Origin of the sequence: Pantoea sp. OVA07A (assembly GCF_019969975.1) — a bacterium.
Lineage (GTDB): Bacteria > Pseudomonadota > Gammaproteobacteria > Enterobacterales > Enterobacteriaceae > Pantoea > Pantoea agglomerans.
The window spans coordinates 598,940-623,758 of the sequence record NZ_JAHXYM010000001.1 but is presented as its reverse complement, the minus strand read 5'-3'; the positions used below and the strand labels follow the sequence as shown (position 1 = coordinate 623,758).

Sequence of the window (24,819 nt, the reverse complement as noted above, 5' to 3'; positions counted from 1 at the left end):
AAAAGCAGATTAATTCCATTCGCGCAATTTGATGGTTAGCAGGCTAACCATGAGCCGCCGCTTAAAGCCTGACCATACGACTCATTAAGAGACGGAAAAGCCGCATACGGGCGCGCATAAAGTTCCGCTTCAGAACCAGCCCGCTCTTCCGATCATCACCGAGTGACATTGTCACGTCAGAGCCTGGGTGCCAGGCTGGCCACACGACTTCCCCCTCCAGCTGATGCTTGTATTCCGTAGCATCACGGGCAAAGGTAAACCAGTACTCGCTGACCCGTGCCGCAAACGCCCGATCGGCCTCACTGAAGGGTCGTTCTTCGTTGGGATCCGGCATCTGACTCAGCGTGTTCAGCACATAAGGCACTTCGTTGCCGTGCCAGGTGCCGTGCGGATAGAGGTCACGGGCATGTTCAGAGACATAATCAAACCAGTAGCGCCAGCCTGGCATTCCGGCATTGTGCTGCGCCCGCATCACCAGCCACGGCACCAGGCTGAAGGCCATATCGCGCGCCACGGCACGTCCCAGCCGCTGATCGTCATGAATGTCATACATCCATTTAAGCGTCCGGTAAGTGAGACGATTTTTATCGCGTAACTGATGCAGCACCGCGGTGGCATCCACGCCAAAATATTCCAGCACGCTGGCTTCATCGCTGTTGCTGCCCGCCATCAGCGGCAGACGGTGCTGTTTTGCAGCCATAAAGGTTTTCAGCATCGGTTCAGGCAGGACAGCATCACCCGCAATCGGCACCGGCGGGATCGCCAGCGGCCCTTCCAGCGACCAGAAGGCATCGGCAGGCAGTGCGCGCAGGTCATCAGCGCTGGCATCGGGCGGCAGACCGAAATGGCGGGCCACCGCCATACCCTGCTGACGCGCTTTTTTCAGCGGCGTGTCAGGCAGGCTGTAGGCGCTCTGCACGATCCCTTTATGAAACAGCCCTTCGGCCAGCGGCGAACAGCAAAGTGACAGTACGCTGCGTGCGCCTGAGGATTCACCGAAAAGTGTCACATTGCGGCGGTCGCCGCCAAAGGCAGGGATGTTGCGCTGCACCCACTGCAGTGCGGCAATCTGATCCAGCAGGCCAAAATTGTTCACCGTGCTGGCAACAGGATATTCAGCATCCAGGGCCGGATGAGAGAAGAAACCGAGATGGCCTAGCCGGTAGTTGAGCGTCACCACCACCGCGCCGCGTGAAGCCATCGGCTTGCCGTTGTAAGGTGCCAGCCCGCCAGCACCAATGGTGTAGCCACCACCGTGCAGCCATACCATTACCGGCAGGGGTTTCACGGGCGCGACATCGGGCGTCCAGACATTAAGGTAGAGGCAATCTTCGCTGAACTCACCCGGATCGCCACCGCCCACGGCCTGGCAGTAAGTGCGATTTTGCCAGCCGGAAGCCCCAAACGCGGTGGCGTCGCGCACCTGCTGCCAGGGCGTAACCGGCTGAGGCGGACGCCAGCGCAGTGCGCCAAGCGGTGCCGCCGCATAAGGTATGCCTTTGAATACGAAAAGGTCATCGTCCATGCATCCACGCAACTCCCCCTCAGCAGTCATGATCCTCAGACCTGTTTCGTTTTTCATTCCTGTTTCCCTGTTCAAACGTCCCTCCATTATTTGCAGGCCCGCCAGCATTGTCCAGGTACGGAAGGGATTTGCAGAATATGCCGAAGCGTGAGGGGCAGGCGTGAACATGCTCATCAACAGGTTCAGAGAGTCAGTTAGGGTTATGATTCAACGTTGTTTATCTTTTCGCAATTGGTCAATGACGCTGCCAGCGCCGGAGTGGCGCGTCGTTGCTCTATTATCACGTGCGGTTGTGCGGCTGTTAATCAGTCAGTCTGCTAATAGATTAAGATACTCACGCGGGTAAACCTGCGCTGAGCGGTAAAGCGTTGTTTTTCCCCAGTCCTGTCAGCATATTACCCGCGTTGCCCCACTTCAGGTCCACTGGCCTTAGCAGGGCGAGTGCGGAGAAAGCGTTGCGGGCAACGCGCCTGTTGCCTGCAGAGGCGTCAGTCTGGCCGTAAGCCACACTGTGCCAGCGAGCGCTGCTGGCGCTCTTCGTATAGCGCCATCTCATCCAGCACGACAGCGCCCAGCGCGGCTTCAAATGCCTGGCGGCTCGCCTGTCCCGCCGAACGAACCTGCGCCCGATCGCCGAGGTTGGACTGGAAAATGCCCGCCGCGCTGACGGGCAGAAAATCTTCGTAGATGATAGGGTCTGCCAGCACACGACCTTCTTCGATGAGGGTCTCCAGCGATTCACCCTGAGCCGGCGGCGTCGCGATGCCCTTTTCACTCAGGCGAAAATGGAACCAGGCCAGCTCCTGCTGGCGCAGCGTGGTTTCGTCGTCGGGGAAGTCACGGAAAATCGCCGCCAGATGTTGCTGATGCTGCTGATTATCCTGACCGCTGCCCGCCTCGCTGAGCAGTCGATCGTAGAGCGCACGGCCCTGGGGCGTCAGCGCCACGCCGCGCTGCTCAATTTCACCGAAGCGTGCAGTATGGGTTCCCTGATGCCCATCCTGAAAGATTATCGGCTCTTCCAGCGCTTTAAAGCTGGTCTGACGTAACAGGATCGGCACCTGACGACGCGGCGGTCCCTCGATCAGGGTTTTCGGATCGATACCGCGCGACGGCATCAGTTGCTGTACGCGGTCAATATCCAGCGTGCGCGGCGTGAGATGGTTGATGTGGCAGCCGGGAAAGCAGACCACGTCAGCGATCAGCCGATGCTGCTGGTTCAGCGCCTGATAGGTCTGACTGTCCACGCTGCTATGGGCATGCCAGCGGAAGGTTTCCAGTGCTTCGGTAACAAACTCAGTGGCCTGCTCGTCGGTTAATCCGCCCTGCTGCTGATGCAGTTCCAGAAGCGCCCGGCAACGGGGGGTGAAAATGTCGCGCGCGGCAAGAATCTCCGCCGCCTTTTCACGCAGCGCGCGGTCGTCGATCAGTTCAGGGCGTAACAGCGAGGTAAAGACCCGAAAGGGATTGCGCCGCAGCGCCGCATCGGTGATCGGCCGGAACGCCGTGGAGTGCACCGGCACACCAGCCTGAGAGAGATCGTAATAGCCAACCGGGTGCATTCCCATCACCGCAAACAGCTGCCGCAGTGTGGCTAATTCGTCTGCCGTGCCCACACGGATCGCACCGTGACGCTCCAGGTTGAGTCGGTCGATCTCATCGGCTGCGGTGAGACGATCTTTCAGCGCGATATCCGCTTCCAGCGCGCGGTCGTTGACGGTCGCCACCAGTTGCATCAGCGTGCCATATTGTGGCACTTCCTGCTGATACATAGCTGACATCGCCTGAGAGAAACGGGTGCGGATGAGATCCGCACTGAGAAAGTTGTCCATCTTATCCACCTGACACCGTTAGCGTTGCTGCTAATGTAATGCAACACGCTGGCCTCAGCGGAAAAAATCACGAATCTGTGATCGGCTTAAAGCCGTAGCGGTTTTTTAACAGCAGCATCAGGGTGGTGATCACAGCCGGTATTGCCAGCAGCAGAAAGATTACGCTGAAAGACCATCCAAGAGACATCATCTCTGCGCCAACGAAGGCGCTTAAAATCGCGCCGATGCGGCCCACTCCATGCATCCAGCTGGAACCGGTAGCGCGGGCGTGGGTAGGATAATAGCTGGCGGATAAGGCATTCATACCAGTATTGGCCCCGTTGAAACAGAAGCCACTGCAAAAGGCGATCGCACTCATCATACCCACTTCCGCGGGTGAAAAGCCCAGTGCCACAATAAACAGCCCGCCGCAGCCGTAGATCGCCGCCAGGGCCAGGTTAGCGTTGAAGCGATCCATCATCCAGCCCGCAAACAGGGAGCCCAGCGTCCCGCCCGCCTGATACATCGCGGTGATAATCGCCGCTTCGGTCACTGACATGCCCAGGGTGTTGACCAGCGACGGCAGCCAGCTGCCAATCAGGTAAACCATGAACAGCCCCATAAAGTAGCCGCCCCACAGCATAGTGCTGCCAAACAGATAGCGGCGTGAAAGTACGGTGCCTATCGCGCCGCTCACCGGCACGGTGGCCTCAGGCGCGTGAAACGCACAGTCGGGCGCGGTTTTGCCCGGCATCATCCGGTCGAGGATGGCGTGAATGCGGGCAGCCGGTGCGCCACGGCTGATAAGAAATCGCACCGACTCCGGCAGGCCGCGGATCAGTAATGGCAACACCAGCAGCGGCAGAATGCCGCCCAGCAGCAGCACGGAGTGCCAGTCATAGCGCGGTAGCAGCCAGGAGGCAGCAAATCCCCCGCTGGCGGCACCAAAGGTAAAGCCGCAGAACACCACCGTGATGATAAAAGCCCGCCGCCGCTCAGGTGCATATTCCGCCACCAGCGTGCCGACGTTGGGCATCGCCGCACCCAGTCCCAGCCCGGTCAGGAAACGGAACAGCATCATCTGCTCAATGTTTTGTGACAGCGCCGTTGCCAGCGTCCAGAGACCGAAAAAGAAGACGCTGAGGATAATCATCATGCGACGGCCATAGCGGTCAGCCAGCGGCCCTGCCACCATGGCACCCAGCGCCAGCCCGATTAACGCTGCGCTGATGACGACCCCGAGCTGATGATTACTCACCCCCCACGCGGCTTTCAGTGTCGGCGCAATAAATCCCATGATCGCAATGTCCATGCCATCGAGTGCCACCACGATAAAACAGAGCGCAATGAGCCGCTTTTGCCAGTGGCTCAGCCCCTGCTGGTTGATAAGCTGGCGGACATCTACCGCCTCGACGCTGGTCAATGAACACTCCTCTGGAGTAACGAAATCTGACATCAGTTTAAGTAAAAAAAACGGCGCTAATGATAGCCGATCGTTAACCTTAAGCGGTCAGATTTTTATATGATATTGAGAATTATTCAACTTTAAGCCGTTAAGTTATTGATATACCGTAGTCAGAGGATGGCGTTTTTCAGAGGCATACCCGGCTGAGCGCTTTTTAATCAGAGAGTTAAAGGGTAGCGCGGTCATTTCAAATCGTTTGTTAAAATAAATTTGCAGCAAAGTTAACAGAATTCATTTTAAACAGTTGCCTGAAGCCGGTCATTCTCATTAAGTTTAGGATATGGAAAAAAATATCCTTTTCAATCAGCGCATTCGCTTGCGCCATCTACATACCTTTGTTGCGGTTGCGCAGCAAGGCACACTGGGCCGGGCGGCAGAGACGCTTAGCCTCAGCCAGCCTGCCCTCTCCAAGACCCTGAATGAGCTGGAGGAGCTGACTGGCGTTCGTCTGTTTGAACGTGGCCGGCTGGGCGCGCAGCTGACCACCATGGGAGAGCAGTTTTTGACCCATGCGGTACGGGTACTCGACGCGCTGAACCATGCCGGACAGAGTTTTAATGAGCAGCCGGGCGATGCGCCGGTGATTATCCGGCTGGGGGCATTGACCACTGCTGCGATGGGGATGCTGCCACGCATCCTGGATCGTTTTCATCAATTGCAGCCCAACACCACCATTCAGGTGGCGACACTTCACAATAATGTGTTGCTGGCAGGCTTGCGCGGCGGTGAATTCGATATCGGCATTGGCCGGATGGCGGACAGCGCCATGATGACCGGGCTGACCTATGAATTGCTGTTTCTGGAATCGCTCAAGCTGGTGGTCAGGCCGGAACACCCGCTTTTAAGTGACAACGTCACGCTTTCGCGTGCGATGCAGTGGCCGGTGGTGATATCGCCCGAGGGCACGGCTCCGCGCCGGATTGCACAGCAGATGCTGGATGAACAGGGCTGCACCCTTCCGCCTCACTGCATTGAGACCTCTTCGACTTCACTGGCACGCCAGCTGGCTCTTCGCTACGACTACATCTGGTTCGTCCCTTCCGGGGCGATTAAAGAGGATCTGAGCCACAACGCTGTTTGTGCGCTGCCGATCGCCTCTTCCGGGCCGGGCGAACCGGTGGGCATCATTACCCGCACCGGCGCAGAACTGAGCCTGAGTGCTGAAGTGCTGATGTCCACCATCCGTAAGTTTCACAGTTAGCGGCTGCGTTTCGCATGCCGCTCGCGGTTTTCAAGCCGGGCTTTATCGGTTTTGCGCAATCCGACATAAAGCGCCCCGGCCCCGCCATGCCGGGTCTGGGCCACGCAAAAGGTCTGTACGTCATCAAACTGCTTTAGCCAGCGCGCCAGATAGCTGCGCACAATGTTGGCATGCGATTCATCATCACGACCTTTGCCGTGGATGATCAGCAGATTGCGCAATCCCTGTTTGTGCGCCTGCATCATAAAGTTAAAGAGCGCCTGACGACAGGTTTCAACCGGTTGCCGCAACAGGTTGAGGCTGGCATCCAGCTGATACTCTCCTCTGCGCAGTTTATCCAGAATACCCTGCTGAATGCCGTCGGCTTTGTATTCCAGCGGGGTATTGAGTGGAACGATCTCCAGATCGCCCCGGGTCAGGAAATTTTCCTCCTCCGATTCACCTGGCGGTTTTCGTGGCGCCTTCGTTGAGGGTGCTTTAAGCCATAAGGTTGTGGTGGTGTCTTTTAACGGCGTGACATCGCCCATGGCATCCCGAAAGAGATCATTATCATCAAGGTTCATGGTTTTCTCACACCTGGTTAAAATTGATGGAATGTGCAAATCACGCTTTACCCGTTAGCGTAGCAAAAGCTGGAATCACCGGCCCACCCCACTTTTTCGAAAGTCACTGCCAGTGCAGAAGCGTGTGACAGATCACATAAGCGGAAAGTTTTCTTGACAGTCGGCCCTGTCGGGATTCTGAGAAGCCCGTCACATCAGCGTTTGTCGTTGTGTGCTTAGTCCATAATATTTGTAAGTGTAAAACTGCTCGGATGAGTTCCCTTCAGCACAAAAAATGTTAAAATTGACCCCAGTCAATAATCGTCGAGCAAACCATTATGATCCCTGAAAAACGCAGCATTCGTCGTATTCAGTCGGGCGGTTGTGCCATTCACTGCCAGGATTGCAGCATCAGTCAGCTCTGCATCCCCTTTACGCTAAATGAACATGAGCTGGATCAGCTCGACAATATCATTGAGCGTAAAAAACCCATTCAGAAAGGGCAAACGCTTTTCAAAGCAGGCGATGAACTCAAGTCTCTGTATGCGATTCGCTCCGGCACCATTAAAAGCTACACCATCACTGAACAGGGTGATGAGCAGATCACCGGTTTCCATCTGGCGGGCGATTTAGTCGGCTTTGACGCGATTATGGGCTCCAGCCATCCCAGCTTTGCTCAGGCGCTGGAAACGGCAATGGTGTGTGAGATCCCTTTTGAAACGCTTGATGATTTGTCGGGCAAAATGCCGGCCCTGCGTCAGCAGATGATGCGTCTGATGAGCGGTGAAATCAAAGGCGATCAGGACATGATCCTGCTGCTGTCAAAGAAAAATGCTGAAGAGCGCCTGGCGGCGTTTATCTGGAATCTTTCCCGTCGCTTTGGCCAGCGCGGCTTTTCACAGCGCGAATTCCGCCTCACCATGACGCGTGGCGATATCGGTAATTACCTGGGCCTGACGGTTGAAACCATCAGCCGCCTGCTGGGGCGTTTTCAGAAGTCCGGTATGCTGGCGGTGAAAGGCAAGTACATCACGATTGAAAACCACGCCCTGCTGGAAGAGCTCGCCGGTCAGAGCCACCAGGCCGCCTGATCCTCAGCCGGATCAATAAATCTTATTTTGTTGATCCGGCAGTAACTTTTTCACTTCTTCCGCTGTGCAACATAGGCTATCTTTATTCCAGTCGCTCTGGTTTAAGGAGAACGCCTCATGTCCCAGTACCAAAATGTTCTGGTCGCCATTGATGCCCAGCAAGACGATCAGCCCGCGCTGCGACGTGCGGTCTATCTGAATCAACGTCTTGGCGGAAGAATTAAAGCCTTCCTGCCTATCTATGACTTCTCATATGAGATGACCACCCTGCTTTCGCCGGATGAGCGCGCGTCGATGCGCCAGGGCGTGATCAGCCAGCGTACCGAATGGATCCGCGAGCAGGCCCGCGCTTACCTTGATGCCGGTGTCGAAATTGACATCAAAGTGATCTGGCACAACCGTCCCTACGAAGCCATTATTCAGGAAGTGCTCGCCCATCAGCATGACCTGGTGCTGAAGATGGCGCATCAGCACGATCGCCTTGAGTCAGTGATTTTCACTCCAACCGACTGGCACCTGCTGCGTAAATGCCCGTGTCCGGTGTGGATGGTTAAAGATCAGCCGTGGCCGGAAGGCGGTAAAGCGATTGTCGCGGTCAATCTTGCCAGCGAAGAGCCGCATCACGATGGCCTGAATCAGAAGCTGATTCGTGAAACGGTGATCCTGGCGGAAAAGGTGAATCAGACCGAAGTGCATCTGGTCGGCGCCTACCCGATTACCCCTATCAATATTGCTATCGAACTGCCCGATTTTGATCCCAGCGTCTACAACGACGCGATCCGTGGTCAGCATCTGGTGGCAATGAAAGCGCTACGGCAGAAGTTCTCGATTGGTGAAGAGTTCACCCATGTGGCTAAGGGCCTGCCGGAAGAGGTCATCCCCGATCTGGCGGCACATCTGGGAGCCGGTGTGGTGGTGCTGGGCACGATTGGACGCACCGGCCTGTCGGCGGCATTCCTCGGTAATACGGCGGAACAGGTGATTGATCATCTGCGTTGCGATCTGCTGGCGCTTAAGCCGGACGATTTCAAATCGCCGATTGACCTGGATGATGAAGAGGATGAGGAGGATTAATCCTCCTCAGAAACAGAGAGGGCGGCTGATTAGCCGCCCTTTTTTATTACAGCGCTTTAAGAATCGCTTCCACGCTGGCTTTGGCATCGCCAAACAGCATCTGGCTATTCTCTTTGAAGAACAGCGGATTCTGCACCCCGGCATAGCCGGTGTTCATTGAGCGTTTGAACACTATCACGTTGTGCGCCTTCCACACTTCCAGCACCGGCATGCCCGCAATCGGACTGCGGGGATCATCCTGCGCCGCCGGGTTGACCGTGTCGTTAGCGCCAATGACCAGCACCGTGTCGGTGTCACTGAAATCGTCGTTGATCTCATCCATCTCCAGCACCACGTCATAAGGCACTTTCGCCTCTGCCAGCAGCACGTTCATGTGACCCGGCAGACGCCCCGCCACCGGATGGATACCGAAGCGCACTTTGATGCCAAGCGCACGCAGTCGGGCAGTCATTTCCGCGACCGGATACTGCGCCTGCGCTACCGCCATGCCGTAGCCTGGGGTGATAATCACCGAGCTGGAAGCCTTGAGCATCTCAGCGGTCTCTTCAGCCGTAATCTCCCGATGCTCGCCCGCTTCCTGACTTTCATCGCCACTGCTGGCTTCAGTACCAAAGCCGCCCGCGATCACGCTGATAAACGAACGGTTCATCGCTTTGCACATGATGTAGGAGAGGATCGCACCGGATGACCCCACCAGCGCACCGGTCACAATCAGCAGATCGTTGCTCAACATGAAACCAGCAGCGGCGGCGGCCCAGCCTGAATAGGAGTTAAGCATCGACACCACGACCGGCATATCCGCGCCGCCGATCGACGCGACGAGATGCCAGCCAAACGCCAGCGCAATGACCGTCATCAGCAAGAGTGCAAACACCTGCACAGCCGTGCTGCTGGTGTTAACAAACCACAGCAGCAGCAGGAACGAAACCACCAGCGCCAGCAGATTCAGCTTGTGACGATGCGGTAACGCTAACGGCCGTGAAGAGATTTTGCCGCACAGTTTGCCAAACGCCACCAGCGAGCCGGTGAAGGTGACGGCACCGATAAAGATACCGATAAACACTTCGCTGAGATGGATATTCTCCATCACCGCTGGCAGGCCAGGCGCATGGTCGATATAGCTGTTGATGCCCACCAGCACTGCGGCCAGGCCAACAAAGCTGTGCAGAATCGCCACCAGCTCTGGCATTTCCGTCATTTCGACTTTCTTCGCCAGACGAATGCCGATAGCGCCGCCGATGACCATCGCCAGCAGGATCCAGACCACATTACCGCTGTCCGGGCCAAATATGGTGGCAATCAGCGCAATCGCCATACCGCTGATACCGAAAATATTACCCCGCTTAGAGGTCTCATGACGCGAAAGACCAGCAAGGCTACAGATGAACAGAATCGCAGCCACAATATAGGCTGCAGTGACTAATCCGCCAGACATGTGTTACCCCTTACGAAACATTTTCAGCATGCGCTGGGTGACGGTGAAGCCACCAAAGATATTGATGCTGGCAATCAGCACGGCAATAAAGGAGATAAAGGTGACCCAGCCACCGTGGCCCATCTGCAAGACCGCACCGATAACAATGATGCCGGAAATGGCATTGGTTACGGACATCAGCGGTGTATGCAGCGCATGACTGACGTTCCAGACCACGTAATACCCCACCACGCAGGCGAGCGCGAACACGGTAAAATGGGAGAGGAAGTCGGCCGGTGCCACGTTTGCCAGGCAGCCAAACAGCACAATAGCCAGGGCGATCAGCAGATATTTACGCCACGGTGAAACGGGCTTCGCCTCAATCTTTTCTGACGGCTTCGCGGCGGCAGCGGCAGCCTGTGGTGCGGCGGAGACCTGAATCGGCGGGGCTGGCCAGGTCACTTCGCCATCGCGTACCACGGTGACGCCACGCACCACCACATCTTCGAAATCGACCTGGATTTCGCCATTTTTCTCTTTACACAGCAGCTTGATCAGATTGACCAGATTGGTGCCGTAGAGCTGGGAGGATTGTGTCGCCAGACGGCTGGGCAGATCGGTGTAACCGATGATTTTCACGCCATTCGGCGTGACGGTAACCTGGTCAGCGACGGTCAGCGCGCAGTTGCCGCCGGTCTGCGCCGCCAGATCAACAATGACGCTGCCCGGCTTCATGCTGGCGACCATCTCTTCGGTGATCAGTTTCGGAGCCGGTTTGCCTGGGATCAGCGCCGTGGTGACAATGATGTCCACGTCTCTGGCCTGACTGGCAAACAGCGCCATCTCAGCTTTGATGAAAGCCTCGGACATGACCTTGGCATAGCCGTCGCCGCTGCCCGCTTCCTCTTCAAAGTCGAGCTCGAGGAATTCGGCGCCCATACTCTGCACCTGCTCTTTGACTTCGGGACGGGTATCAAACGCCCGGACAATCGCGCCCAGGCTGCCCGCTGCGCCAATCGCGGCCAGCCCGGCAACACCGGCCCCAATCACCATCACTTTTGCCGGTGGCACTTTACCGGCTGCGGTGATCTGACCGGTAAAGAAGCGACCAAATTCATGGGCGGCTTCGACAATGGCGCGATAACCGGCAATGTTCGCCATAGAGCTCAGGGCATCCAGCGACTGCGCCCGTGAAATACGCGGCACTGAATCCATTGCCATTACCGTGACCTGACGTGCGGCCAGTTTTGACAGCAGTTCGGGATTCTGTGCGGGCCAGATAAAACTGACCAGCGTGCTGCCCGCACGCGTAAGCGCAATCTCTTCGTCATCCGGCGCATTCACCTTCAGCACGATATCGGACTGCCAGACCTGCTCTCTGTCGCTGAGTGTGGCACCGGCTGCGATATAGCTTTCATCATCGAAGCTGGCGCGTTTACCGGCGTCATGCTCAAGGGTGACGCTGAAACCCAGCTTGATGAGTTGTTCCACGGTCTTAGGCGTGGCGGCCACGCGCGACTCGTTTGGCAACCTTTCCTTGGGTATTCCAATTAACATAGTGTTTCCTTTCATCGGTTAAAGGATGATGGCCCGAACCTGCACCACGAGAGCGCGACTGAAACGCGATTTCAGCCGCTTTTGGACGAAACGCAGGTATTTCAAAGTGTTTATAACCTACTGAAAATGTGACGAGCGATCTACAGCGACCACGCAGAGTGATGACATTCACCCAATTATGCAGTGTTCTGTTAAGAAACCTGCGTTATCCCACTGCAAAATAGTCTCACAGGCAGATAATCTGCCAGAGATAATTGTACCAGGACGAATTAATCAACAACAAAAACCTTTATTTAACAATGCATTAACTATTTTATCGCTAATAGTTACCGCTTTTAGTGGTAACTGTCACTAAAATTGGCCATAACTACGTTTGATGACAAACAAATGAAAAAATCATGGTTGAATAACGCGATCTGACACAAAAAATCGCTGCGACAGTCTGTTTATAACATGCAATAATCAGCGGCTATTCTGTTATACATCAAGAGTCCAGCACGTTTTCGTACTCATTTTTGCGTAAGGCGAAGGATTATTTTTATGAAGCTGAAGAACACTATTCTGGCGACCACTCTGTTGTCCCTGCTGGCAGCCAACGCATTCGCTGCGCAGGAACTTACGCCAGAAAAAGCGGCCGCGTTGAAGCCATTCGAACGTATTAATATCACCGGCCGTTTCAACGCAATTGGCGACGCTGCCGATGCGGTATCAAAACGTGCAGATCAGATGGGCGCGGCCTCTTATTACATCCAGGCGATCAACGACAGCAACGGTAACAGCGGTAACTGGCGCGTTACGGCTGACCTCTATAAAGCCGATGCCCCGGCAGCCACAGAGTCAACGACTTACCGTCGTTTCAACGGCGTAAACGAACTGCCAAAAGCAGAAGCGTATAAACTCGAACCCTTCGATACCGTTTCGGTCAGCGGCTTCTTTGCCAGCCAGCCGGATGTAAACGACGCAATTTCGAAAGCCGCAAAACAGAAAGGCGCAGCCTCCTTCTTTATCGTTCGCCAGATCGATGCCAACAGCGGCGGCAATCAGTATGTCACCGCCTATGTCTATAAAGCGGATGCTAAAGAGCGCGCGGTGCAGACACCAAATGCGATTCCTGCCGATTCAGAAGCGGGTAAAGCCGCACTGGCAACCGGTGGCGCTGCGGCGGCTAACGTAGAGATTCCAGGCGTGGCCTCGTCTGAAACGCCAAGCAACAAAGTGGGCCGTTTCTTCGAAACCCAAAGCTCTACCGGCAAGCGCTATACCGTTAATCTGCCAAACGGCAAATCGGTGCAGGAAGTGAATGCCATTACTGCTGCTCAGATGCAGCCGTTCGATACCGTAACCTTCACCGGTCACTTCGGTACGCCAACTGAGATTTCAGAAGAAGTGGCGAAGCGTGCGGCGGACAAAGGTGCCAAGTTCTACCACGTTACCCGCCAGTGGCAGAACCAGAGTGGCGGTAACCTGACCGTCACGGCTGACCTGTTTAAGTAATCCTCCTCAGGGCGGCGCCTGCCGCCCTGCTGTTTGCATAATTCCTGCGCTGTTTTGCATAGTCACGCATTGCCATCCCCTGCCACACTCCGTAAAATCCTCCGCCTGTTTTACCGGATATTGTCCCTGTATTGTGCCTTTGGTGTGACATAACCCAGCGACAGAATCCGATTTACCCAGCCATATATGCTAGCGGGAAGGTTGTTTTGGAGAAAAAATTAGGTCTCGGTGCGCTGACGGCGCTGGTGCTCAGCTCTATGCTGGGCGCAGGCGTGTTCAGTCTGCCGCAAAATATGGCTGCAGTGGCCGGTCCGGCGGCGCTGCTGCTGGGCTGGCTGATTACCGGCGTCGGCATCATCTTTCTGTCGCTGGCGATGCTGCTGCTGACCCGCCTTAAACCCGAGCTGGATGGCGGCATCTTTACCTATGCCCGTGCCGGTTTCGGCGAGCTGATGGGCTTCTGCTCCGCGTGGGGCTACTGGCTGTGCGCCGTGATCGCCAACGTCTCCTATCTGGTGATTGTCTTCTCTGCCCTGAGCTTCTTCACCGATACGCCGGACCGGATTATCTTTGGCGATGGCAACACCTGGCAGGCGATGCTGGGTGCATCCGTGCTGCTGTGGCTGGTTCACTGGCTGGTGCTGCGCGGCGTGCAGACCGCTGCCAGCATTAATCTGATGGCGACGCTCGGCAAGCTGGTGCCGCTGCTGCTGTTTATTGTGCTGGCGGTGATGGCGTTCAACTATGATCGCTTCCGCTTTGATTTTTCCGGCGTCACGCTAGGGCAACCGCTATGGGAGCAGGTCAAACAGACCATGCTGATTACCCTGTGGGTCTTTATCGGCGTCGAGGGGGCGGTGGTGGTCTCTGCACGCGCGCGCCAGAAAAAGGATGTGGGCCGGGCTACACTATTCGCCGTGCTGGCAGCGTTGCTGGTCTATCTGCTGGTGACACTGCTGTCGCTTGGCGTGGTTCCACGTGCTGAACTGGCTCAGATGCGTAACCCCTCCATGGCGGGATTGATGACCCGACTGATGGGCAACTGGGGCGATGCGGTGATTGCGGTGGGTCTGGTTATCTCGGTGTGCGGTGCCTATCTGAGCTGGACGATTATGGCCGCTGAAGTGCCCCTGATTGCTGCGCAACAGGGTGCATTTCCACGCAGTATCGCCCGACAAAACCGCCATAACGCGCCAGCCGCCTCACTGTGGCTGACCAACGGCAGTATTCAGCTCTGCCTGATCCTGATTGCCCTGACTGGTGCGAATTACAACAACCTGCTGACCATCGCCTCTGAGATGATTCTGGTGCCCTATCTGCTGGTGGGGTTATATCTGATCAAAGTAGTACGCGGACAGCATAAACCGCTGGCGATGGCGACCGGTATCGGTGCCAGCCTGTATGGCATCTGGCTGCTTTACGCCTCGGGGCCATTGCACCTGATGATGTCTGTGGTGCTCTATACACCGGGCCTGCTGCTGTTTCTGTTTGCACGACGCGGTGGCCGCGCAGAGTTTGCGCTGACTTCGCTGGAGCGGATTGCAATGGGATTGCTGATTGCCGCGACGCTGCCCGCCGTGTGGCAGTTGACGACTTAGCGCCTGGCCCGGCAGGCGTAATGGTTGCAGGCAGTGCGAACCCGGCCAGCGCGGAGCAACCAGGCGTACAGATAGTACGTGAGGATGGTGAGCACTGCCCAGGTTCAGAGCCTGATGGGAGAGGTTCTCAGTGTGACTGCACAGGTATTGAGACACACAGCAGGTCATCCTGCTGTGTCAGATTCAGCGGCCTGGAATATTCATGATGGATCGCGTCCAGCTGCTCCGCCGAAAGCGGATAAGGAAGCTGAATATCGAAGCGACTAATCTGCTGTTGTTCCGCAAGGGTAATCAGGCGTGCGATATTAATTTCGTCGCTGACCTGAGTAGAAATGATTTGTAATGCTAATTCTTTTAACGGGTCGTCACTGCCCTGTAAGCGGTGTGCCGATTTACGTGTCACCATGCCAAATATCGGCATCACACCATAAATAGCATCGACGAAGCTCCAGCGCTTTTTGCAGGAAGCGGAGAGAAAGTCACTGTAATTGAAGCAGATGCGGTCGGGGTATATGGCTGATGCCAGCTCTTTATCAGACACACTAACGCTCCTCATGATAATCATCAATATCCCAAACCTGGCGCAAAAAGGCCGCGCTAATGATTGCACATTTTGCCGGTTATATACCAGCAAGCCACGGATATTTCGTGCGGTAACGTAGAGCTCAGGACCAGGAAAAGATATGCTTCCGTCCATCCCTGTCTCTGCTTTGTGAACTATGAACAAAATTGTTTATGTAGAAGATGAACCCGAAGTGGGCTCACTGATTGCGGCCTATCTGGGTCGTCATGATATTGAGGTGATTGTCGAGATGCGCGGCGACCGTGCTGAAGCGGTCATTGCCGAACAGCAGCCCGATCTGGTGATGCTGGATATCATGTTGCCAGGCAAAGATGGCATGACTATCTGCCGTGACCTGCGGGCCAACTGGCAGGGGCCGATCGTGCTGCTCACCTCACTGGACAGCGACATGAACCATATTCTGGCCCTGGAGATGGGGGCGCAGGATTACATTCTGAAAACCACGCCGCCGGCGGTACTGCTGGCCCGCCTGCGCCTTCATCTGCGTCAGTCGCAGCAGGGACAGCCGGACGATGCGCCCAGCGCACCCGCCGCCAACCGTATGCTGCGTTTTGGCTCGCTGACCATCGATGCGCTGAACCGCCAGGTCACGCTGTTTGACGAGCAGATCGCCCTTTCCACCGCGGATTTCGATCTGCTGTGGGTACTCGCCAGCCATGCGGGCCAGACGCTTAACCGTGATGCGCTGCTGAAAACGTTGCGCGGGGTCAGCTATGACGGCCTTGACCGCAGCATCGACGTGGCTATCTCCCGGTTGCGCAAAAAGCTGCACGACAGCGCCACCGAGCCGTTCCGCATTAAAACCATTCGTAACAAAGGTTATCTGTTTGCGCCCCAGGCCTGGGATACCCGCGGACTATGAGAAAGCTTTTTATTCAGTTTTATCTGCTGCTGTTTGTCTGCTTTCTGGTGATGGCGCTGCTGGTGGGGCTGGTCTACAAGTTCACCGCTGAGCGTGCGGGCCGCCAGTCGATGAATGACCTGATGGCCAGTTCGCTCTACCTGATTCGCAGCGAACTGCGCGAGATCCCGCCACGCGACTGGAATAAAACCATCAAGAGTCTCGATCTCGGCCTGTCGTTCGATCTGCACATCGAGCCGATGAATAAATATCAGCTTGATGAAGGCAACATGCGTCGGTTACGCGCCGGAGAGATCGTGGCGCTCGACGATCAATACACCTTTTTGCAGCACATTCCGCGCAGCCACTACGTATTGTCAGTCGGGCCGATTCCCTATCTCTTCTATCTGCATCAGATGCGACTGCTGGATATTGCCCTGCTGGTGTTTATAGGGATGTCACTGGCGCTGCCGGTGTTTATCTGGCTGCGCCCCCACTGGCAGGAGATGCAGCGACTGGAAAAAGCGGCTCAGCGCTTTGGCCGTGGCGAGCTGGACGTGCGCACCCATTTCGACAGCACCTCCAGCCTTTTCCGGCTCGGCATCGCCTTTAACCAGATGGCCGAGAACATCAATACGCTGGTTGCCAGTAAGAAGCAGCTAATAGACGGTATTGCGCATGAGCTGCGCACACCGCTGGTGCGCCTGCGTTACCGGCTGGAGATGAGCGACAACCTCACGGATGGCGAACGGGTGGCGCTGAATCGCGACATCGGCCAGCTCGAAAGCCTGATTGAGGAGCTGCTGACCTATGCGCGTCTTGACCGGCCGCGCGTCGATCTCAATCTGAAAACACTGGATTTGGCCAACTGGCTGCGCGAGCGGCTTGACGATTTCCGCACCATTAATCCCGACGTGCGGCTCGACCTTGAGCTGCCGCAGCGTGAAAACATCGGCATTTCTGATACCCGCCTGATGGAGCGGGTACTGGATAACCTGGTGAACAATGCGCTGCGTTATGCGCAACAGCGGCTGCGCGTCAGTTTGTGGTTCGACGGTCCGATAGGATGTCTGCAGGTGGAAGATGACGGTCCCGGCATTCCGCCTGAAGAGCGTGAGCGGGTTTTTGAACCCTTTGTCCGGCTGGACCCCAGCCGCGATCGCGCTACAGGCGGCTGCGGACTGGGACTTGCGATTGTGCACTCTATTGCCCAGGCGCTGAGCGGCAATGTGACCATTGAGTCCAGTCCACTGGGCGGCGCCAGCGTTCGCTTTTGCTGGCCGGTTGATCTAACCTTGCGGGAAATTCCGCTGCGTTAAAAACCACAAGGAGTCTTACGTGACCTCAGCGTATCAACAACTTACCAAGACGTTCCAGCGCCTTTCCCGTTTCAGCCACGTCACGGCCATCGCCGGATGTGACATGCAAACCACCATGCCGCCAGGCGGCAGTCAGGCGCGTGGTGAAGCGCTGGCCGAAATGAGCGTGTTGCAGCACCAGATCCTCACTGCCCCTCAGGTTGGTGAGTGGCTCAGGGCCGCAGAGCAGCAGTCACTCAACGATGTTGAGCGGGCCAATCTCAACGAGATGCAGCGCGCTTACCAGCAGGCCACCCTGCTGCCTGATGATTTTGTTGAAGCCAAATCAATCGCCGGCTCGGTATGTGAACATGCATGGCGCACTCAGCGTCCCGCCAACGACTGGCAGGGCTTCGCCGCCAATCTCAAAGAGGTGGTGCGTCTGAGCCGCGAAGAGGCCCAGCGCCGCGCCGACGCCACTGGCTGCTCGCGTTACGATGCGCTGCTGGATCTTTATGAGCCGGGGATGACCCGCGCCCGGCTGGATGAAACCTTTGGCGAACTGAAAACCTGGCTGCCCGATCTGTTACAGCAGGTCGTGGAAAAACAGGCGCAGCAGACTGTTGTCACGCCGCAGGGGCCGTTCGCCCTGCCTGCTCAGCGTCAGCTCGGCCTGAGCATCATGGAAACGCTGGGTTTCGACTTTAACCATGGCCGTCTGGATATCAGTGCGCATCCCTTCTGCGGTGGCGTGCCGGAAGATGTGCGCATTACCACCCGTTACAACGAGAATGAGTTTCTCAGCGCCCTGATGGGCGTGATCCACGAAACCGGCCACGCCCGCTATGAGCAAAATCTGCCGCAGCAGTGGCGCGGGCAGCCGGTGGCGCTGGCGCGCTCCACCGCTATCCACGAATCACAAAGCCTGTTTATGGAGATGCAGCTTGGTCGCAGCCGCGAATTCCTGCAGCGCATTCTGCCGCAGGTGATCGCCACCTTTGGCGATCAGCCTGCCCTGCAGGCGGATAATTTTGTGCGCCTGACCCAGCAGGTTAAGCCTGGCCTGATCCGGGTTGACGCCGATGAGCTCAGCTATCCGGCGCATGTCATTCTGCGTTATGAAATCGAGCAGGCGCTGATTGAAGGCGAGATTGAGGTTGAGGATATCCCGGCGCTGTGGGATGAGAAAATGATGCAGTCGCTGGGTCTGGATACCCGGGGTAACTACCGCGATGGCTGTATGCAGGATATCCACTGGACCGACGGCGCCTTTGGCTACTTCCCGACCTATACGCTGGGCGCGATGTACGCCGCACAGCTGTTCCGCTCGGTACATCTTGCGATTCCTCAGCTCAGCGAGCTGATTCAGCACGGTGAGCTGCAGCCGGTATTCGACTGGCTGCAACAGAACATCTGGCAGCACGGCAGCCGTTTCTCTACCGATCAGCTGCTGATCAACGCCACCGGCGAAGCGCTGAATCCGGCTTTCTTCCGCCAGCACCTTGAACAACGTTACCTGAATAGCTAAGCTCTCGGGCGGTCAGCTGACCGCCCTTTCCCGCCTTTGTACAATCGGTTACACGCCGATACCAAACACCCACGGACACCGTTCATTGATATCCCTATATTCTCTTCACCGGCCCCGCAGTGGGCTACACATGAAAAATAGTCTTCGAGGGATTTGCAATGAAAAAATTATTTGCACTGGTTGTCGCCGCTGCTATGGGTATGTCTTCTGTTGCTTTCGCTGCTGACACCACAGCTGCTCCAGCAGCTGCGCCAGCCGCAACAACCACTACTACCGCTGCAGCACCGGCTAAAACCGTTCACAAAACTGCGCACAAGAAACACCATAAAGCGGCTCAGAAAGCGCAGGCTGCTAAGAAACACCACAAAAAAGCTGTGAAAAAAGATACCGCGCAGAAAGCGCAGGCTGCTAAAAAAGTTCACCATAAAAAAGTAGCTAAACCTGCTGCACAGAAAGCCCAGGCCGCTAAAAAAGTTCACCACAAAAAAGTCACTAAACCAGCTGCTCAGAAAGCCCAGGCCGCTAAAAAAGTTCACCACAAAAAAGCCACTCAGCCAGCCGCTCAGAAAGCCCAGGCTGCTAAAAAAGTTCACCACAAAAAAGTAGCTAAACCAGCTGCACAGAAAGCTCAGGCTGCTAAAAAAGTTCACCACAAAAAAGTTGTGAAACCAGCAGCTAAAAACTAAGGTCGCCTTCAGCGCACGGCCACGAGATGATGATTAAAAACACCCGGTTCTGCCGGGTGTTTCTTTACTGGAGTGGATGATATGGTGCGTCGCTATCGCTTCGAAATTATTCTGCTGGTGATGATCCTGTGTGGCATTGTTGCAGCAAGCTTTTTTGTTTAACCGCTGTAGCGTACTGATTAACCAATAAAACTCCCTTTTTCAACGCTCACCGACTATAGTTACCGTACTTACGTAATAACAATAACGTTAATTTTTTCTCGCCATTGAGATTTCTATGCGCCTGGCTACCCTGTTAATGGTTGGACTCTTCAGCTTTGCCACCACGGTTCATGCCGATGATGACGATGACTCGCCTACTCCTGCTGAAATTAAGATGCTGTTTTTCGGTAAGGATCATCGCCAGGCAATCACCGATATTACCGCTGCCCCCTGGGATGCCATTGGTCAGCTGGAAACCGAAAGCGGCAACCTCTGTACTGCCACACTCATCTCTCCGCATCTGGCGCTGACCGCCGGACACTGTCTGCTTGCCCCGCCGGGTAATTTCGATAAGCCGGTTGCGCTGCGATTTATGGCCAGCGATAAAGGCTGGCGCTACGAGCTTCATGATATTGATGCGCGGGTTGAACCCTCGCTGGCGTCAAAGTTAAAAGCGGATGGTGAAGGCTGGATCGTGCCGAGCAGTGCAGCACCCTATGATTACGGCATCGTGATTTTACGCAATCCGCCCTCAGCGATTACGCCTATCCCGCTGTTCGATGGCTCACGCAGCGATCTCACTGCGGCGCTGAAGCTGACCGGACGCAAAGTGACGCAGGCAGGCTATCCGGCTGATCATCTGGACACGCTTTACTCTCACAGCGATTGCCTGATCACCGGCTGGGCGCAGCGCGCCGTGTTGTCGCATCAGTGTGACACCCTGCCAGGTGACAGCGGTTCGCCACTGCTGCTCAACAGCGATAAAGGCTGGCAGTTAATCGCGGTACAAAGCTCAGCACCGGCAGCGAAAGATCGCTATCTGGCTGATAACCGCGCGATTTCGGTCACTTCGTTTAAAGATAAGCTGGAATCCCTCGCGCAGTAGTCCGCACTCTCACTCGCCATCATCGGATGCGCGCCGGTTACGGCGCGCATCCCTGCGTTTAACCCGCTATCTGCTCCATCATCTGCAGAATACGCTTATCTGAGATGGGATAAGGCGTACCCAGCTGCTGAGCAAAGTAACTGATACGCAGCTCTTCGATCATCCAGCGGATGCTCTGCACCTCTTCATCATCCTGACGCTGCGGCGGCAACTTGTTGCGCCACGCCTGATAAGCCTGCTCCACTGCCTGCACTTTTAACATCCGCGCACGATCGCTGTGCGGATCGGCAGGCAGTTTTTCCAGTCGGCGCTCAATCCCATGCAGATAACGCAGCGTATCGGCCAGTCGCTGCCAGCCGTTGCCGGTGACAAAGCCGCGATAAACCAGGCCACTTAACTGCGCTTTGATGTCAGATAACGCCAGCGCCATGGTCATATCGACCCGGCCCTTCAGACGCTTATTAATGTTGAAGACTGCCGTCAGGATCTGCTCGACCTGCTTCGCGATGGTCACCACGGTTTCATTGAGTTCGCCGCGCACTTTGTCACGCAACTGCTCAAACGAGGTTTGATCCCAGGCCGGACCGCCCGCTTCCCCCATCAGCTTGTCGATGCCACAGGCGATGCAGTCGTCAATCAGCTCCAGCACTTTGCCATAAGGGTTAAAGTAGAGTCCGAGCTTGGCTTTGTTCGGCAACTTCTCGTGCAGATACTTAACCGGTGACGGCACATTCAGCAGCAGCAGGCGACGCTGACCGCGCCACATCATTTTTTGCTGCTCCTGCTCGCTGTCAAACAGGCGAATGGCGACGCTCTCTTTCTCGTCCACCAGCGCAGGCCAGGCTTTAACCTGGTAGCTGCCGCGCTTCTGTTCATAACTGCGTGGCAGATCGCCAAAACTCCAGATATGCAGCCCGCTCTGCTCCAGCCCGTCATCCGCCACTTTCGACAGCGTTTCCTGCACTTTGTCTTTCAGCTGTGCCTTAAGCGCCGTAAGATCTTTGCCTTCCAGCAGTTTACGGTTGTGCTCGTCGACTACCCGGAACGTCATTTTCAGATGATCGGGCACCTGTTCCCACTGCCAGCTTTCCCGCTCCAGCGTGACGCCGGTCATGCGGCGAAATTCCCGCGCCAGCGCATCAGGCAGCGGCATCTCCATCGCTTTCACTCTTCCTAAGAACGCTTCGGCGTAATTGGGCGCAGGCACCAGGTTACGGCGCAGCGGCTTTGGCAGCGACTTAATCAGTGCGATGATCAGTTCACGGCGTACACCGGGGATCTGCCACTCAAAACCGCTATCCTCTACCTGGTTCAGCAGCGGCAGCGGAATATGTACCGTCACGCCATCCGCATCTGCGCCAGGCTCAAACTGATAACTCAGCTTAAGTTTGAGGTTGCCCTGATGCCAGAAGTTGGGGTAGTCGAGCTGACTGACTTTATCCGCACCCTCTTTGATCAGCATCTGCTTGTCGAAATTCAGCAGTTCTGCGTTTTCGCGACTGGCCAGTTTCCACCAGCTGTCGAAATGCTTCGCTGAGACCACCTCTTTGCCAATGCGCTGGTCATAAAAAGCAAACAGCGTTTCGTCATCGACCAGAATGTCGCGACGACGGGATTTGTGTTCCAGATCTTCCACTTCGCTGCGCAGCTTCTGGTTTGCGCGGAAGAAGGCGTGTCGGGTCTGCCAGTCGCCCTCCACCAGCGCGTGACGAATAAACAGTTCACGGCTCAGGGTGGGATCGATGCTGCCATAGTTAACTTTACGGGCGGCGACAATCGGCAGGCCATAGAGCGTGACTTTTTCGGTGGCCATCACCGCGCCCTGCGATTTCTCCCAGTGCGGTTCACTGTAGCTGCGCTTGATCAGATGCTGTGCCAGCGGCTCAATCCACTCCGGTTCAATACGGCCCGCCGTGCGGCCCCACAGGCGGCTGGTCTCGACCAGTTCCGCCACCATGGTCCACTTCGGCGGCTTTTTAAACAGCCCGGAGCCAGGGAAGATCGCGAAGCGGGTATTGCGCGCGCCGGTATACTCCTGCTTATCGGTGTCTTTCTGCCCGATATGCGACAGCAGACCGCTTAACAGCGCGCAGTGGACGGGCTGCAGCTCAGCCGGTTCACTGTTAACCGGAATGCCCAGTTCACGCACCACCTGCCGCAGCTGGGTGTAGATATCCTGCCATTCCCGCACGCGCAGATAGTTAAGGAAATCGCTTTTGCACTGGCGGCGGAAAACATTACCGGACAGCGCTTTCTGCTGCTCCGCCAGGTAGTTCCAGAGGTTCACATAGGCGAGGAAGTCGGAGTCTTTATCGGCAAAGCGCCGGTGCTTCTCGTCGGACGCCTGCTTTTTATCTGCCGGACGCTCACGCGGGTCCTGAATCGACAGGCCAGCGGTGATAATCATCACTTCGCGCACGCAGCCAAATTTCTGCGCTTCCAGCACCATCCGCGCCAGGCGGGGATCCACCGGCAGCTGCGCCAGCTGACGCCCGGAACCGGTAAGCTTGTAGTGACCGGTCTCTTCGTTCAGGGTCAGCGCGCCCAGCTCTTCCAGCAGGCGGACGCCATCCTGGATATTGCGCTTATCGGGCGCTTCCACAAACGGGAAGGCGGCGATATCGCCGAGGCCCAGCGAGGTCATCTGCAGGATGACTGACGCCAGGTTAGTGCGCAGGATTTCAGGATCGGTAAAGGCCGGACGACTCAGGAAGTCATCTTCCGCGTAAAGGCGGATACAGATACCGTCTGAAACGCGGCCGCAACGCCCTTTACGCTGGTTGGCAGACGCCTGTGATATCGGTTCAATCGGCAGGCGCTGCACTTTGGTACGGAAACTGTAACGACTGATACGCGCCGTACCGGGATCGATCACATATTTAATCCCAGGCACCGTCAGCGAGGTTTCCGCGACGTTGGTCGCCAGCACGATACGACGGCCACTGTGCGACTGAAACACCCGGTTCTGTTCGGCGTTCGACAGCCGTGCATAGAGCGGCAGCACTTCGGTGTGTGGCAGATCGCGTTTGTTCAGCGCGTCGGCGGTATCACGTATTTCACGCTCACCACTCATGAAGATCAGGATATCGCCCCGACTTTCCCGGCCCAGCTCATCTACGGCATCAAAAATCGCCTGCAGCTGGTCACGATCGCCATCATCCGCCTCTTCAACCACCGGCCGATAGCGCACTTCAACCGGATAGGTCCGGCCTGAGACTTCAATCACCGGCGCATTATTGAAATGACGCGAGAAACGCTGTGGATCGATGGTGGCGGAAGTGATAATCACTTTCAGATCGGGGCGACGCGGCAGCAGCTCACGCAGATAACCGAGCAGGAAATCGATATTCAGGCTGCGTTCGTGCGCTTCATCAATAATGATGGTGTCATATTGCATCAGCAGACGATCCTGCTGGATCTCCGCCAGCAGAATCCCGTCGGTCATCAGTTTAATCTGCGTCAGGTCGCTGACCTGGTCGTTAAACCGTACTTTATAGCCGACGCAGCCGCCCAGCGAAGTGCTGAGCTCATCGGCAATGCGATTCGCCACGGTACGTGCGGCCAGACGGCGCGGCTGCGTATGACCAATCAGACCCGTCACACCACGCCCCAGCGCCAGACAGATTTTCGGCAGCTGCGTGGTTTTACCCGAGCCGGTTTCACCGGCGACAATCACTACCTGGTGATCGCGAATCGCCTCAGCAATATCCTGCTGCTTCTGACTGACCGGCAGATTGTCCGTGAAGGTAATGGCTGGCGTGGCCGCACGGCGCTGGGCCACGCGCTGCTCGGCAGCGATAAAGTCCTGCTCAAGCTCGCTGGCAATGCCCTGCTGTGCCTCGGGATTTTTAGCTTTTCTGGCACCCTGTAAACGGCGCTGTAACCGCTGGCGATCGCGCAGCATTACACCCTCGAGGCGTGACCAGAGCGCTGCCAGTGGGGAAGTATCGGGAGATGACATAATAGTGACGTACCTTACTCAGACGGTGTCGCTGCCTGAAGCAGCGCCCTGCAAGCCGGGATA

At 56.2% G+C, this 24,819-nt stretch carries 18 protein-coding genes; 10 read left to right on the top strand and 8 right to left on the bottom strand.

Annotated elements, in window-relative coordinates:
* Positions 1-61: 61 nt before the first annotated feature.
* The 3 genes from LC417_RS02865 to LC417_RS02855 all read right to left on the bottom strand — a co-directional run bounded on the left by LC417_RS02865 (position 62) and on the right by LC417_RS02855 (position 4,759).
* On the bottom strand, positions 62-1,582 hold the full coding sequence (locus LC417_RS02865) for a carboxylesterase/lipase family protein (RefSeq protein WP_154209983.1): 1,521 nt from the start codon (positions 1,580-1,582) through the stop codon (positions 62-64).
* Positions 1,583-2,013: 431 nt separating this feature from the next.
* Positions 2,014-3,357: a VOC family protein gene (locus LC417_RS02860; protein ID WP_223565421.1), complete on the bottom strand. Its 1,344-nt coding sequence runs from the start codon at positions 3,355-3,357 to the stop codon at positions 2,014-2,016.
* A gap of 67 nt (positions 3,358-3,424) precedes the next feature.
* Positions 3,425-4,759: an aromatic acid/H+ symport family MFS transporter gene (locus LC417_RS02855; protein WP_010244695.1), complete on the bottom strand. Its 1,335-nt coding sequence runs from the start codon at positions 4,757-4,759 to the stop codon at positions 3,425-3,427.
* Positions 4,760-5,081: 322 nt separating this feature from the next.
* Here LC417_RS02855 and LC417_RS02850 point away from each other — a divergent pair, with 322 nt between their 5' ends.
* Positions 5,082-6,002 carry a LysR substrate-binding domain-containing protein gene (locus LC417_RS02850; protein ID WP_010670205.1) on the top strand — a complete coding sequence of 307 codons (921 nt, stop codon included), beginning with the start codon at positions 5,082-5,084 and terminating at the stop codon, positions 6,000-6,002.
* On the opposite strand, the gene smrA is transcribed toward LC417_RS02850, so the two are convergent.
* Positions 5,999-6,565 (bottom strand): DNA endonuclease SmrA, encoded by a 567-nt coding sequence (gene smrA, locus LC417_RS02845; protein ID WP_033787783.1) that lies wholly within the window; start codon positions 6,563-6,565, stop codon positions 5,999-6,001. The genes LC417_RS02850 and smrA overlap by 4 nt on opposite strands.
* A 317-nt stretch (positions 6,566-6,882) precedes the next feature.
* On the opposite strand from smrA, the gene LC417_RS02840 reads away from it, so the two are divergent.
* Both LC417_RS02840 and uspE read left to right on the top strand, forming a co-directional pair.
* A complete protein-coding gene (locus LC417_RS02840) occupies positions 6,883-7,635 on the top strand; it encodes an FNR family transcription factor (protein WP_010244686.1) in 753 nt (250 codons plus the stop codon).
* Between the two features lie 117 nt (positions 7,636-7,752).
* Positions 7,753-8,709 (top strand): universal stress protein UspE, encoded by a 957-nt coding sequence (gene uspE, locus LC417_RS02835; RefSeq protein WP_010244683.1) that lies wholly within the window; start codon positions 7,753-7,755, stop codon positions 8,707-8,709.
* Positions 8,710-8,755: 46 nt separating this feature from the next.
* Here the strand turns inward: uspE and pntB are convergent, their stop codons facing one another.
* Positions 8,756-10,144, bottom strand: a complete 1,389-nt coding sequence (pntB, locus tag LC417_RS02830; protein ID WP_010670206.1) for a Re/Si-specific NAD(P)(+) transhydrogenase subunit beta — start codon at positions 10,142-10,144, stop codon at positions 8,756-8,758.
* 3 nt (positions 10,145-10,147) lie between these two features.
* Complete coding sequence (pntA, locus tag LC417_RS02825) at positions 10,148-11,680, bottom strand: Re/Si-specific NAD(P)(+) transhydrogenase subunit alpha (protein ID WP_010670207.1); 1,533 nt, start codon at positions 11,678-11,680, stop codon at positions 10,148-10,150.
* Positions 11,681-12,220: 540 nt separating this feature from the next.
* Here pntA and ydgH point away from each other — a divergent pair.
* A complete protein-coding gene (gene ydgH / locus LC417_RS02820; protein WP_010244673.1) occupies positions 12,221-13,174 on the top strand; it encodes a DUF1471 family protein YdgH in 954 nt (317 codons plus the stop codon).
* 206 nt (positions 13,175-13,380) lie between these two features.
* Positions 13,381-14,772: a basic amino acid/polyamine antiporter gene (locus LC417_RS02815; RefSeq protein WP_033757764.1), complete on the top strand. Its 1,392-nt coding sequence runs from the start codon at positions 13,381-13,383 to the stop codon at positions 14,770-14,772.
* 127 nt (positions 14,773-14,899) lie between these two features.
* On the opposite strand, the gene LC417_RS02810 is transcribed toward LC417_RS02815, so the two are convergent.
* The gene (locus LC417_RS02810) at positions 14,900-15,313 is read right to left on the bottom strand and encodes a hypothetical protein (RefSeq protein WP_010244668.1); all 414 of its coding nucleotides are present in this window, start codon (positions 15,311-15,313) and stop codon (positions 14,900-14,902) included.
* A 178-nt stretch (positions 15,314-15,491) separates the two neighbouring features.
* On the opposite strand from LC417_RS02810, the gene rstA reads away from it, so the two are divergent.
* From rstA to LC417_RS02785, 5 genes are all read left to right on the top strand, one after another.
* Positions 15,492-16,217, top strand: coding sequence for a two-component system response regulator RstA (rstA, locus tag LC417_RS02805; protein WP_010244666.1), 726 nt, complete (start codon positions 15,492-15,494; stop codon positions 16,215-16,217).
* The gene (gene rstB / locus LC417_RS02800) at positions 16,214-17,515 is read left to right on the top strand and encodes a two-component system sensor histidine kinase RstB (RefSeq protein WP_111533837.1); all 1,302 of its coding nucleotides are present in this window, start codon (positions 16,214-16,216) and stop codon (positions 17,513-17,515) included. Before rstA ends, rstB begins: the two co-directional genes overlap by 4 nt.
* Before the next feature lie 19 nt (positions 17,516-17,534).
* Positions 17,535-19,022 carry a carboxypeptidase M32 gene (locus LC417_RS02795; RefSeq protein WP_039392257.1) on the top strand — a complete coding sequence of 496 codons (1,488 nt, stop codon included), beginning with the start codon at positions 17,535-17,537 and terminating at the stop codon, positions 19,020-19,022.
* Positions 19,023-19,180: 158 nt separating this feature from the next.
* Complete coding sequence (gene asr, locus LC417_RS02790; RefSeq protein ID WP_223565420.1) at positions 19,181-19,708, top strand: acid resistance repetitive basic protein Asr; 528 nt, start codon at positions 19,181-19,183, stop codon at positions 19,706-19,708.
* Positions 19,709-19,985: 277 nt separating this feature from the next.
* Positions 19,986-20,795: a serine protease gene (locus LC417_RS02785; protein ID WP_010670211.1), complete on the top strand. Its 810-nt coding sequence runs from the start codon at positions 19,986-19,988 to the stop codon at positions 20,793-20,795.
* 58 nt (positions 20,796-20,853) lie between these two features.
* Here LC417_RS02785 and hrpA read toward each other — a convergent pair whose 3' ends face one another.
* Positions 20,854-24,756 (bottom strand): ATP-dependent RNA helicase HrpA, encoded by a 3,903-nt coding sequence (gene hrpA / locus LC417_RS02780; protein WP_223565419.1) that lies wholly within the window; start codon positions 24,754-24,756, stop codon positions 20,854-20,856.
* Between the last annotated feature and the right edge of the window lie 63 nt (positions 24,757-24,819).

Coding starts and splice junctions, on each gene's coding strand:
- LC417_RS02865 (WP_154209983.1), bottom strand. CDS start 1,582: ATGAAAAACGAAACAGGTCTGAGGATCATGACTGCTGAGGGGGAGTTG.
- LC417_RS02860 (WP_223565421.1), bottom strand. CDS start 3,357: ATGGACAACTTTCTCAGTGCGGATCTCATCCGCACCCGTTTCTCTCAG.
- LC417_RS02850 (WP_010670205.1), top strand. CDS start 5,082: ATGGAAAAAAATATCCTTTTCAATCAGCGCATTCGCTTGCGCCATCTA.
- smrA (WP_033787783.1), bottom strand. CDS start 6,565: ATGAACCTTGATGATAATGATCTCTTTCGGGATGCCATGGGCGATGTC.
- LC417_RS02840 (WP_010244686.1), top strand. CDS start 6,883: ATGATCCCTGAAAAACGCAGCATTCGTCGTATTCAGTCGGGCGGTTGT.
- uspE (WP_010244683.1), top strand. CDS start 7,753: ATGTCCCAGTACCAAAATGTTCTGGTCGCCATTGATGCCCAGCAAGAC.
- pntB (WP_010670206.1), bottom strand. CDS start 10,144: ATGTCTGGCGGATTAGTCACTGCAGCCTATATTGTGGCTGCGATTCTG.
- pntA (WP_010670207.1), bottom strand. CDS start 11,680: ATGTTAATTGGAATACCCAAGGAAAGGTTGCCAAACGAGTCGCGCGTG.
- ydgH (WP_010244673.1), top strand. CDS start 12,221: ATGAAGCTGAAGAACACTATTCTGGCGACCACTCTGTTGTCCCTGCTG.
- rstA (WP_010244666.1), top strand. CDS start 15,492: ATGAACAAAATTGTTTATGTAGAAGATGAACCCGAAGTGGGCTCACTG.
- rstB (WP_111533837.1), top strand. CDS start 16,214: ATGAGAAAGCTTTTTATTCAGTTTTATCTGCTGCTGTTTGTCTGCTTT.
- asr (WP_223565420.1), top strand. CDS start 19,181: ATGAAAAAATTATTTGCACTGGTTGTCGCCGCTGCTATGGGTATGTCT.
- LC417_RS02785 (WP_010670211.1), top strand. CDS start 19,986: ATGCGCCTGGCTACCCTGTTAATGGTTGGACTCTTCAGCTTTGCCACC.
- hrpA (WP_223565419.1), bottom strand. CDS start 24,756: ATGTCATCTCCCGATACTTCCCCACTGGCAGCGCTCTGGTCACGCCTC.